General features: G+C 70.3%; 6 protein-coding genes. All 6 read left to right on the top strand.

Going from position 1 to position 12,708, the window contains the following annotated elements:
• Nucleotides 1-207 precede the first annotated feature (207 nt).
• The 6 genes from IW245_RS22145 (at nt 208) to IW245_RS22120 (ending at nt 12,680) form a co-directional block, all read left to right on the top strand.
• Nucleotides 208-1,752, top strand: a complete 1,545-nt coding sequence (locus tag IW245_RS22145) for a TIGR02677 family protein (RefSeq protein WP_197005091.1) — start codon at nt 208-210, stop codon at nt 1,750-1,752.
• Complete coding sequence (locus IW245_RS22140; protein WP_197005090.1) at nt 1,749-2,948, top strand: TIGR02678 family protein; 1,200 nt, start codon at nt 1,749-1,751, stop codon at nt 2,946-2,948. The genes IW245_RS22145 and IW245_RS22140 overlap by 4 nt, the downstream gene beginning before the upstream one ends.
• Nucleotides 2,945-7,042 carry a TIGR02680 family protein gene (locus tag IW245_RS22135; protein ID WP_197005089.1) on the top strand — a complete coding sequence of 1,366 codons (4,098 nt, stop codon included), beginning with the start codon at nt 2,945-2,947 and terminating at the stop codon, nt 7,040-7,042. The genes IW245_RS22140 and IW245_RS22135 overlap by 4 nt, the downstream gene beginning before the upstream one ends.
• Entirely contained in the window at nt 7,039-8,277 is a 1,239-nt protein-coding gene (locus tag IW245_RS22130) for a TIGR02679 family protein (protein WP_197005088.1), read from the top strand. The genes IW245_RS22135 and IW245_RS22130 overlap by 4 nt, the downstream gene beginning before the upstream one ends.
• 97 nt (nt 8,278-8,374) lie before the next feature.
• Nucleotides 8,375-9,673, top strand: coding sequence for an MFS transporter (locus tag IW245_RS22125; protein ID WP_197005087.1), 1,299 nt, complete (start codon nt 8,375-8,377; stop codon nt 9,671-9,673).
• Between the two features lie 304 nt (nt 9,674-9,977).
• On the top strand, nt 9,978-12,680 hold the full coding sequence (locus IW245_RS22120; protein WP_197005086.1) for a hypothetical protein: 2,703 nt from the start codon (nt 9,978-9,980) through the stop codon (nt 12,678-12,680).
• Nucleotides 12,681-12,708 lie beyond the last annotated feature (28 nt).

Here is a 12,708-nt window from a genome sequence, read left to right as displayed (position 1 = left end):
GGACGCCGCGATTGCGGCGACCAACGTCGAGTAACTTGAGACGTTCACGGCCGAAAGGCGCGACTGGCTGAGCTGTCATGACTCGGGTGGCAGATCTGTGGATTCTCATCCGGTGAGAAAACGGGACATGGTGACCCATCGATGACGTGTTAACGTAGCGTGACCGATGGAGTACCCCTGCCGGCACGACTGTCGGGAGAAAGAGGCATGGCCGAAGAGACCCCTCCCGCCCAGCACCCATTCGCCCATCTCCAAGCCCCCAACGCCGCGCTTTACCGCAAGGTGATGCTGGCTTTCATGCGGGCCAAGGAGCGTTTCACCGTCCACCTGCGCCCGGAGGACATTGCCCTCGACCTCACCCATGACCTGGATGCGGTCGTCGAGGCGCTCGGCAGGTTGGAACACTGGGGCAACCTGCGAGCCGATCCGGACACCGGCAGGGTCACCTCCGTCGAGGACTTCCACCGGGCCCGCTATCTCTACCAGCTAACCCCGGCTGGTCAGGCCGCGGAGCAGGCGATCGCGGTGTACGAGGACGCGATCGGCCGGCGCGGCGTCCTGCAGTCGGTGGCATTGGCCGACATCGCGACCCAACTGCGCGCGCTGCTCGCCCTCACCGGAAATGGTGCGGAGCTCGACGCGGCCAAGACCCACCTGTTGTTGATCAGCGTGGCCGAGCGGTTCTCCGGGCTGGCGGACAACGCCCAGGCGTTCATGGCGTCGCTGCGGCGCACGATCGACTTCGCCGACAATGATGTGGACGCCTTCCTGGCGTACAAGGAAAGGCTCATCTCCTACATCGAGCGGTTCATCGCCGACCTCGCCAATTCCGGCGCGGAGATCGCGGACCTGGCCCTGCGGATCGAGGCTGCCGGGGTCGAGCCGCTGCTGGAGGTCGCGGCCCGCAGGGAGGCGGCAGACGCGGTGCCCGACGGCATCGACGATGAGGCGGATGCGGCCGTGGCGGAGGCGATGCGGCACTGGCGGAACCGGTGGGCGGGGCTGCGTTCGTGGTTCATCAGCGCCGATTCCCGACGTCCGTCACAGGCCAGGTTGCTGCGGTCGGCGGCGATCGGGGCCATCACCCAGCTGCTGGGCGCGGTCGCCGTGATCAACGAGCGGCGGTCGGGCCGGTCGGACAGGTCGGCTGACTTTCGGGCACTGGCCCGATGGTTCGCCCAGGCACCGGACGAGGCGGCGACGCATCAACTGTGGCGGGCCGCGTTCGGGCTCGGACCGTCCCGGCACCTGACGGTCACCGCGCAGACGCTCGACGAGTGGGCCGAGCAGCGCGTCGCCGCCGCCACCCCGTGGGCGCAGGCACCGCCGCTCGCGGTCAGCCCGCAGCTGCGGCGCACCGGATCCTACGAGCGGCGCGGGCAACCCAACCGGGTCATCGACCGGGCCGATGCCCGTCGCCTGCTCCTCGAGCGTGCCGCGCAGGAGGCGGCGCAGACCGCTGCGGCCCGGGCGCGGCTGGTCACCGACGGTCCGGTCCTGCTGTCTCACCTGGGACAGCTGGACCCGCAGGCGTTCCGGCTCTTCCTCGGCCTGCTCGGAGACGCGCTGTCCGCCCGAGGACCGCACACCAAGGAAGTGCGGACCACGACAGGGGACGGCACCATGGAGGTCCGGCTCACCCTCGTCGACGACGCCGGCCTCGTCGAGATCCACACCACCGACGGTGTACTCAGCGGCCCACAACACCTCATCGACATCACCGACCTGACTCGGGCGACGGTATCGCGGTGACCCGTAGAAAACCGGCCCTTCCGCAGGAGCGGTCCGCGCGTTTCCAGCGCGCGGTGCGCACCTTACTCGCCCGGCCGCTGCTGGTGGCCGGCCTCGCCGACCCCGACCTGTTCCGGCTCATCCGGTCACAGGCCGCCGAGTTGCGGGACTGGTTCGACCGGGAGACCGGTTGGCGGCTGGTCGTCGACGCGCAGACCGCCCGGCTGTTCAAGACCGTGCCAACGGTGCATGACGCCACCTACCCGGCCCGCGATCCGCGCTCCGGCGCCCCGTTCGGCAGGCGCCGGTACGTCCTGACCTGCCTCGCGCTCGGGGCTCTGGAACGCGCGGACAGCCAGGTCACGCTGGGCCGGCTCGCCGAGCAGATCCTGATGGCCGCGGCCGACCCGGACCTGACCGCCGCCGGGATCGTGTTCGCCCTGGACAACCGGGAAGAACGCTCCGACCTCATCGCCGTCGTCCGCCTCCTCCTCGACTGGGGGGCGCTGCACCGGGTCGCCGGCGACGAGGAGGCCTACCTGGGGGCGTCCGGGGACGCGTTGTATGACGTGGACCGCAGGGTGATCTCCGGCCTGTTGACCGGCTCGCGGGGACCGTCGACGATCACCGAACCGACCTTCGAGGCGCGCATGCGGGCGTTGACCGCCGAGGTCATGCCCGACACCGAGGAGCTGCGCAATCGCTCACTGCGCCACCGGCTGACCCGGAAACTGCTCGAGGAGCCGGTCGTCTACTACGACGAGCTCACCGCGGAAGAGCTGTCCTACCTGACCCGGCAGCGCGCCGCGATCCTCGGCCGGATCACCGAAGCCACCGGACTCGTCGGCGAGGTGCGCGCCGAGGGCATCGCCATGGTCGATCCCGACGACGAACTCACCGACATCCGGATGCCGGCCCAGGGCATGCTCAGCCACCTGACCCTCCTGTTGGCCGGCCACATCGCGGCCGAGCCTGACCGGGTGGAGGTCGAAGAACTGCACACCCTCACCCGCAAGCTCGCCGCCGAGCACAAGGCGTACTGGCGCAAGAACGCCACCGACCCCGGGATGGAGATCGAGTTGGTCAACGCGGCCCTGCACGCCCTGACCGCGCTCAAGCTCATCGCCGTGGCCGGCGCCCAGGTCACAGCCAAGCCCGCCATCGCCCGCTACGCCCTAGCCGAACCCACCATCCGCGACAACGGAGCAAGGACATGACACCGGAGCCGACCCGCGAACGCTGGCAGCCGCTGCGGGCAGGAGTCGTCGACCTCTTCTACTACGACATGGAAGAGTTCCACTTCCATGGCGGTTCGCTGCTGCTGCGCGGCAACAACGGCACAGGGAAATCCAAGGTCCTGGCGTTGACGTTGCCGTTCCTCCTCGACGGAGAACTGTCGCCGCACCGCGTCGAACCCGACGGCGACCGCAACAAACGCATGGAGTGGAACCTGCTGCTCGGCGGGAAATACCCGCACCCGGAACGGCTCGGCTACACCTGGCTGGAGTTCGGCCGCCGTGACCTCGACGGCACCGCCAGATTCATCACGATCGGCTGCGGGCTCAAAGCCGTCGCGGGCAAGGGCATCGCCAAGCACTGGTTTTTCGTCACCGACCAGCGGATCGGCCCCGAGCTGTCGTTGCTGAACCCCACCAGGACGGCACTGACCAGGGAACGACTCAAGGAGGCCGTCGGTGAGCGCGGCATGGTCTATGACCGCGCCAGCGACTACCGGCGGGCCGTGGACGAGGCGCTGTTCGGGCTCGGTTCCCGGTACGAGGCGCTGGTGTCCCTGCTGATCCAACTCCGCCAGCCCCAACTGTCCAAGCGGCCCGACGAGCGGCTGCTGTCCGCCGCGCTCACCGAGGCGCTGCCTCCCCTCGACGAGAACCTGATCACTCAGGTGGCCGAGGCGTTCCGCAGCCTCGACGACGAGCGTGAAGCCCTGCGAGGGCTGCGGGAGACGAAGAAGGCCGCGGACGAGTTCCTCACCGGGTACCACCGGTACGCGCGGATCGCCTCCAAGCGTCGAGCGGCGGGCCCACGGGAAACCCAGAGCCGGTACGAGAAGCTGGGCCGCGACCTCAGCGACACTGAGCGGGCGCACCAGGAGGCCCAGACCGCGCTGGAGACGGCCGAGCGCCAGCTCGAAGCCCTCGACGTCGAACGGGCCCGGCTGAGCGCACACGACGAGGCGTTGCGCGCCAGCCCGGAGATGCGCGACGCCCGGAGCCTGGGGGAAGCGGCCCAGCGGGCCAGGGAACTGACCGGACTAGCCGATCAGCAACGGGGCCTCTACGAGACGGCGGTCGCGGCGGTGGCCAGGCACACCGACAAGCGCGACCGTGCCACCTCGGGTCTCGACACGGCCGAACGGGCCCTGGCCGGGGCCCACTCGACGGCGACGGAGAGCGCCGTGACGGCCAGGATCGCCACGGAACACGACGCCACTGTCGTTGCTGCCCTGGCCACAGACGAGCAGCCCTACACCGCGACCCGGCGCGCCGCCGAGACCGTCGTGACCCGACGCGCCACGTCCCTGCGGACGCTCCGTGGCCTGCTCGACGCCGTCGACAAGGCCACCGAGGGACTCCGGGTCGCCCGAGGCCAGCTCGACGGGTCGACCGCACAGTTGGCCGCGGCCGACAGCCGGATCGCCACCGCGGAAGACGAGGTCGCGACGGTGGGCGCGGAACTGGTGGCGGCGATCGGCGAGCACCTGTCCGACAGCACCGAACTGCACGTGGCTGACGTCGAGGACATGCTGGCCGCCCTCGAGGTGTGGGTGGAGACCCTCGACGGGGACAACCCGGCCATGACCGCCGTGACCGTCGCTTTTCGCGACGCTGCGGAGAAGCTGACCCGCGCCCAGGCTGCGCTGGAGGGCGAGCGCGGAACAGGGGAGTCCCGCAGAGACGACATCGACGCGGAGATCGACCGGCTCGAGAGCGGCGGACACCAGGCCCCGCCCGTGCCACACACCCGAGGAACCCGCGACCATCGGGCCGGCGCCCCGCTGTGGCAGGTCGTGGACTTCATGCCACAGGTACCCGAAAATGATCGATCGGGGTTGGAGGCCGCGCTGGAGGCCTCCGGCATCCTCGACGCCTGGGTGTCACCCGACGCGACCCTGTCCTTCCCCGACGCCGACGACGTGCTTCTCCGCGCCGCCACACCAGTGGCTGAGAACCTGACCACGGTGCTCCGGCCCGCCATCGACCCGGCGAACCGGCAGGCCCGCGACCTGACAGACGAGGTCGTCTGGCGAATCCTGGCCGCGATCGGCCTCGGCCCGCAGTCCGCGGCGGACACCTGGATGGGCACCGACGGCCGGTTCACCCTGGGTGTCCTGGCCGGACGGTGGCGCAAGAACGGCGCTGAGCACATCGGTGAGGGTGCCCGGACGCAGGCCCGGCGGGCCAGACTCGGCGAGTTGCGCGTCGAACGCGACCAGATCGCCACCCGTCTCGCCGAGATCGCCGAGACCCTCAGCGGACTGCGGGCACGGCAGGACACGTTGGCGGCTGAGCACGGCGAAGTCCCGAAGGACGTGAAACTGCGCGAGGCGCACACGATGGTCCGCACCGCGCACGAAACCAGACGACGACTGGCGGAGCTGCACCAAGGATTCCAGGACCGGGTGTACGACGCCGCCGAGCAGGTCGAACTCGCCGCCAACCGGGCAGAAGAATTCGCCACGGACGTCGACCTCCCCGCCGACCGGACCGAGCTGGAACCCGTCAGCGAGGCACTCAACGGCTACCGGGTCGCGCTCGCCAGTCTGTGGCCCGCCGCGGCGACACTGTCGGCCGCCCGTCAGACGGCCGCGGATGCCCACACCGAACTCGCCGAGGTCACAATGCGGCTCACCGAGGCCACCACGGAGCACACCGAAGCGGCCCTCGCCGCGATCGCCGCCACGGAACGCCACGACGCCCTGGCCGCGACCGTGGGCACGGCCGTCGCCGAACTCCAACGCCGCCTCGCGGAGACCGCCGCCGACGTACGCAGATGCGAACGTGACGAACGCCAGGCCCGCACTGCCGAACGCGAGGCCCTCGACGCGCGCGGCAAGGCGCTCGGACGCCAGGAGACGCTCACCGAGGAACTCGCATCCGCGGCCCGGGACCGCGACGGTGCCGTGGAATCGCTGCGGCACTTCGCCGCCACCGGCCTGATGCGGTTGGCCTGCCCCCACCTGGATGTGCCCGATCCCGCCGTGACCTGGGCCGCCACCCCAGCCGTGCACCTCGCCCGCAGCATCGACCGGGAACTCGCCGACGTCGACGACGGCGACCGGCGCTGGGAACTCGCCCAGCAACAGGTCAACGCGGGATTCAAACTCCTCGCCGACGGCTTGTCCCGCCACGGCCACACCGCAGCACTGTCGGTGCGCGAGGAGGCCATGCTCGTCGACACCACCTTCCAAGGCCGCACCCGACCCGTCGCCGACCTCGCCGCGGCACTGGAAGTCGAGATCGAGGAACGGCAACGGGTCCTCTCCGCCCACGAACGCGAAGTGCTGGAGACCCACCTGGTCAACGAGGTGGCCGGCACCCTCCAGGAACTGATCTCCACCGCCGAACAGCAAGTCAGCGACATGAACCGCGAGCTGGAAGAGCGCCCGACATCCACGGGCATGCGACTGCGCCTGCTGTGGCGCACAGGAAAAGACGCCCCCACGGGGCTGTCCGAACTCCGCGAGCGACTCCTGCGGCAAAGTTCCGACGTGTGGAACGACGCCGATCGCCGCCGGGTCGGCGAGTTCCTCTCCGAACAGATCAGCGCCGAACGACTCCGCGACGACGCCGGCACCTGGCAGGAACAGCTCACCCGGGCCCTGGACTACCGCAGCTGGCACGAGTTCGCGATCCAACGCCACCAGGACGGCCAATGGCGGTCCGCCGCCGGGCCCGCCTCCGGCGGCGAACGGGTACTGGCCGCCAGCGTGCCACTGTTCGCCGCGGCCTCCTCGTACTACGGCTCGGCCGGAAACCCGCACGCCCCACGGCTCATCGCCCTCGACGAGGCCTTCGCCGGCGTGGACGACGACTCCCGCGCCAAATGCCTCGGCCTCCTGGCCAAATTCGACCTCGATGTGGTCATGACCAGCGAACGCGAATGGGGCTGCTACCCCGAAGTCCCCGGGCTGGCCATCGCGCAACTCGCCCGACACGAAGGCATCGACGCCGTCCTCGTCACACCCTGGCAGTGGGACGGGCGCGAACGCCGACAGGTACCCCGCCCCACCCCGCACATCCCGGCCCAACCCCGCCCCGCGGCCGACAACCAGGAAGGGCTCTTCGAGTGATCGACCCCGACCGGCTGCGACGGCTACTCGGCGGCACCGACACCGCCTGGCTCATCCAACGAACCCGCCGCCGGATCGAACTCGGACAACCACTCACCGGCACCATCACCCACAACCGCCCCAGCCCGCAGGAGCGACGTGCGGTGGAATCGCTGCTGGGCCGACCCCCGGGCCGAGGCACGTCGCTGACCGTATCGCTCGACGAGATCGACGCGGCGCTACGGCGAAGCGGCGCGCACCCCGACGGCCTGCACGCGGCAGTCACCCTCCTCCTCGGGCCGATCACGCACCGCGCGTCGGCGGAAACGGCCCTCGCCGAAGCCTGGGACACCGCACTCGCCCCACTGGCGACGCTCATCGCGCAGCGTCCCGAGTTGCGGGCCTGGTACGACGAGCCGCGCACCGCCGCCCTCATCCGCCGCATCGGTGGCAGCCCGGCCGAAGCAGCCCCGCTGATGGTCGCACTCGCGCGGGTCCTCGCCGGGCTGCCAGCGGCTGGCGTCGCCCTGTCGAGGTACGCGGCCGACACCACGACCGACGAGCACGCCCTCGACCAGGGGCGCCCACTCGCAGCTCTGGCACTGTCCGCGATCCGCGAGACCTGGTCGACAGGGGATCACCCGGACACGACCCCCGCGCAACGTCGACGCGCGCTGTGGGACACGGTCGGCGTCCTCCTCGACGAACTCTCCTCCACCGTGCTCGCGCTCAACCTGCCAGCGGCACCCGGTACGAGGCTGGGTCGACAGGTAGCGGTCATGGTCGGTGAACCTGTCGTGCTCACGTTGCGCCAGCTCGCCCGGGAGCCCGTTCGGTACACGAAAGCTCAGGTTTTCGTCTGTGAGAATCCTGCGATCGTCGCCGCCGCGGCTGACCTGTTGGATGCAGACTGTCCGCCGCTCGTGTGTGTCAACGGCCAACCGAGCACCGCGACGATGAGGCTCCTCGAAGCTCTCCACCATGACGGCGCTGAGCTGGCCTATCATGGCGACTTCGACTGGGGCGGCCTCCGGATCGCCAACCTGCTGGGATCCAGGATCCCGTGGCGACCATGGCGCTACACCAGCGCCGACTACCTGGCTGCCGTGGCAGCCGACCAGGCAGGCCGGGCTCTTGCCGGGACTCCGGTCGATGCGCGATGGGATCCCCAACTGCGCGACGTGATGATGGCGCATGGCAGACGGGTGGCGGAGGAACGTGTCCTCACGGACCTGCTGACAGATCTGACCGGCTAAGCCGTCGTTCCGCAACAAGATTCGCCCACCCAACTGACGTTGCGGCCTGCCGCTACCGTGTGTGCCACCGGAGTGAGGAGACGGGGCGCCCATGGTCATGCTGATCAACCGAGACTACCGACGCCTGTGGTTCGGCCAAGCCGTCTCCCTCGTCGGCAACACGGTCTTCGACACCAGCCTGCTGCTGTGGGTCGGCGCAGTCCTGCTCAAAGGTCGCTCCTACGCCCCCGCCGTCAGCAGCGCCCTACTCGCCGTCATCGCCGCGGTGACCATCCTCGTGGCCCCAGTCGCCGGCGTCCTGGCGGACCGCTGGGACAAGCGCCGAACGATGCTGCGCACCGAACTGCTGCGCTGCGTGCTGATCGCGGGCCTCACAGTGCTGTCCGCGCTGCCGGCAGGGGTAGTACCCGTCTGGGGGACGCTGACGGTGATCGCCCTGACCGTGGTCGCGACCACGGCCGCCGCGCAGTTCTTCGGGCCGTCGCGCTTCGTGCTCATCGGCGACGTCGTTCCCAGCGCCCACCGCGGCCGGGCCTCCAGCTACGGCCAGGCAGCCTCGGCGATGGCCACCATCATCGGCCCACCGCTGGCGGCACCACTTCTCATCACCGCCGGCGTGCCGTGGGCGCTGGGCGTCAACGCCGCCTCGTTTCTGGTCTCGTTCATGGCGATTCGCTCGATCCGCACACCGCACCCGCCCAGCGAACCGAGCCGGGCACGCCCGGCCGCGAAGTCCGGCGTAGGTGCCGAACTGCTCGTGGGGCTGCGGCTCGTCGGCGCGCATCGGGTGCTGCGCGCCGTCCTGATCACCGGCCTGATCGTCATGCTCGGAGCGGGAACACTCGGCGCACTCGACGTGTACTTCGTCAGCGAGAACCTGCACGCCGCCCCGAAATGGCTCGGCCTGCTCGGAGCGGCCTCGGGGGCCGGCTTTCTCATCGGCGGGCTTACCTCCGGCTTTCTCGGTGACCGGTTCGGGCACACCCGGATCTTCACCATCGCGCTGATGACCGCCGCAGGGGCCTTTCTTCTCTACTCCCGTCTCGGCGCCATCACACCCGCCGTCGCCGCCATCGCGCTGTTCAGCGTCGCCGCCGGCACGGTGGAGACCGTCACCACGCCCGTGCTCCTGGGCGCTGTGCCCCGCGACCACCTCGGCAGGGTGATCTCGGTGTTCGCCCCCACATACAAGCTCGCCTCACTGATCTCCATCGCCGCCGCCGGAGCCATCGTCGGCGCGTTCCCCGCAGGCGCCCACGCGACCGTCGCGGGAGTCGCCTTCGGTCGCATCGACACCGTCTTCACCGCCACCGCCCTCCTGCTCCTCGCCGGAGGAGTCCACGCCGCACTCGCTCTGCGCGGCACCCACCAACAGAGCCTCGCGAACAACGACTGATCCCAGCCTCGCGTCCGGCCGACCGCCACAGTTCGACATCCGGCCCGGTTCGCCCGGTTTCCCCATACCAGTTCGCGCGACCGTCGGCATAGTGATGGACGCGCGGCGGCGGTTCGTGGGAAGCTCCGCTCGCACCGCCCACGGACGTACCCGTCCGTCGATGGCTGGTGTGTGACGAGGTCCGCATCTACTGTGGACCGGCGGCGCGCGCGGACGGGGAACGGGGCCCGGCCGGGTGGTCGCCGGATCCGGCGCGTGGCGTCATGCAACACCCCTCACCCCGGTCGCTCTAAGGAGCAAAGCTGTGCCTCCCTCACGCTATTCGGTGGGTCGGTCCTGGCTGACCCGATTGACAGTCCTCGCGATCGCCGCTGCCGGCGTCGTGGCCGGCTCGACGGGGGCGGCGCACGCCGACCCCGCGCGGTACACGAGGACGGTGACGCCGGCCGCCTGGGCGTACGTCGACGTCGTCACGCCGCTGACCAGCCACTACAACCCGACCGGGGACGCGCCGGTCGGTGCCCGTAGCGACTCGACCGGCTACCACCTGACCCGGTCCTACTTCACCTACGACCTTGTCGCGCTGCGCGGCCTGCATGTCTTCTCCGCGACCCTCGTCGCCCCGGAGACCACGGTCGGTGACTGCCGGCAGGCGCGGCACACCGAACTGTGGGTCACCGACCCGATCTCCACGAAGACCACCTGGGTCAAGCGTCCGGCCGAGCGGGAGCGTCTGGGCGCCCCGGCGGCCGCGGAGGGCTGCCCGGCCTCCCGCGTCACCTGGGACATCGCCGCCCGGTTGCGCAAGGCCGTCGCGTCCGGTGCGGACAAACTGACCCTGGAACTGCGGATCTCCGATGCGCACGAGGGCGACCCCCGGATGGGCCGGTTCGTCGCGCCGACGTCGGGCATCGAGCTGTCGTACAACACGCCGCCCGGCACGCCGACCGCTCTGAAGGTCAACAACGGTGACTGCGCGACCACCTCGCCGGGGACCTACTTCCCGATCTACTCCGGCGGCCTCGAACTGCAAGCCAAGGTGACCGACACCGACATCGGCAGCTGGGGCAACATCACCGCCCGGTTCGCCGTGTGGCCGACGGACAACCCCACGCAGAGACTGGTACGGGAGAACCCGTACGCCAACGCGTCCGGCGACTACCCGGTCTACATCACCTTCCCGCGCGAGACCTTCACCGACGGGCGCACCTACGCCTGGGCCGTGCAGTCCTCCGACGGCACCGACGAGTCGGCGTGGACCGCGCCCTGCTACTTCACCGTGGACAACACCCCGCCGAAGCCGCCGGTGAAGACGGCGACCGTGTACACGGCGGACCAGTGGCCCGGCACCGGCGGCCCCGGCATCCCGGGCACGTTCACCTTCAAACCCAACGGTGACACCGACATCGTCGCCTACGAGTACGAGACGTTCTTCCCCGAGCAGGCCGCGATCCGGGGCACACTGCCGGCCACCGGGCCGGGCGGGTCGGCCTCGGTCACCCTCACCCCGGTTTCCGGCGGTCCGCACACCCTGCTGGTCACCGCCGTCGACCGGGCCGGCAACCGGTCCTACGACGGACCCTTCCCCGGGTACCAGTTCTACGTCACCGAGACCCGCCCGGGCGTGTCGTCCGAGGACTTCCGCGACCCGATCAAGGGCGGCGTCGGCATCGCCAGCGAGTTCGAGTTCTGGTCGGACGTGACAGGGGTCGTCGACTACCAGTACACGCTGAACGATGGCGCGCCGCAGACCGTCGCCGCCGCGCCGACCGGCACGACCAAGGTCCGCGTCACTCCGCTGCACGGCGGCGCGAACGTGCTGAGCGTGCGCAGCCGCAACGCCGCCGGGGTGTTCTCGCCGCCGCGCGCGTTCGCCTTCACCGTGCCGACCGCGCCGACGGTGACGTCGACGGACTACCCGGAGAACACCTACACCGGTGGGCCGAACGTGCCGGGCGTGTTCACGTTCCGGCCGAAGATGCCGAACGTGGTGGAGTACCTGTACAAGGTGGGCGACGCGGCCGAGCAGACCGTCGCGGCCGTCGACGGGGTCGGCACCGTGACCGTGACCCCGATGACCGGCGGATGGAGCACCATGACCGTCCGCAGCCGCAGCGCCGACGGGACGCTGTCGGACCCCCGGAGCTACACGTTCATCGTCGGCGAGGGCAGCCCGCAGGTCTCGTCCACCGACTACCCGAGCTACCAGTGGTCCGGCTACCCGGGCAAACCTGGGACGTTCACCTTCACGCCGAACATGCCGGGCGTGACGGAATACCGGTTCGGGTCGGATCCGGCGAACCCGCAGACCGTGGCTGCCGCCCCGGACGGCACCGCGACCGTGTCCTGGACGCCCACCCAGCCCGGCTGGCAGTACCTCTACGTGATGAGCTTCGCGGCCAACGGCGCGCACTCCGGCTGGAGTTCCCTGAACTTCGGCGTGAACACCGGCGCGCCGACCGTCGCCTCGACCGACTACCCGACGAACGAGGAGAGCGGCTGGCCGGGCAAGGCCGGCACGTTCACCATCACCGCCGGCCGGCCCGACGTGACCGAGCAGGCGTACCGCCTGGACGACGGCGCCTGGCAGTCGGCTCCGGCCGGCACCGGCGGCGTGACCACGGTGACGCTGACCCCGGCGACGTCGGGTTCGCACCACGTGGAGGTCTACAGCCGGATCGGTGACACGCAGACCCCCTCCGTGACGTACTACTTCACCGTGGGCGGGCGCCCGCAGGTCGTCTCCTCCGACTACCCGGAGTGGGGCTGGTCGGGCGGGCCCGGCGTGACCGGCACGTTCACGTTCACGACGGTGTTGCCGAACGTCACGGCGTACGTGTACAGCTTCGACGGCGGCGAGGAGACGACGGTACAGGCCGGGCCGGACCGGATGGCCAGCATCACCTGGACCCCGGCCGACTCCACCTTCCACGAGCTGGTGGTGCGCAGCCGTAGCGCCGACGGGACGATGTCGGACCCGCAGAGCTACTACTTCGGCGTGAACTAGGCACACAGGACGTGGCCCCTGACCAGGT

Origin of the sequence: Longispora fulva (assembly GCF_015751905.1) — a bacterium.
GTDB lineage: Bacteria > Actinomycetota > Actinomycetes > Mycobacteriales > Micromonosporaceae > Longispora > Longispora fulva.
The sequence above is the reverse complement of the archived record's forward strand: the minus strand, read 5'-3'. Positions and strand labels throughout refer to the sequence as shown.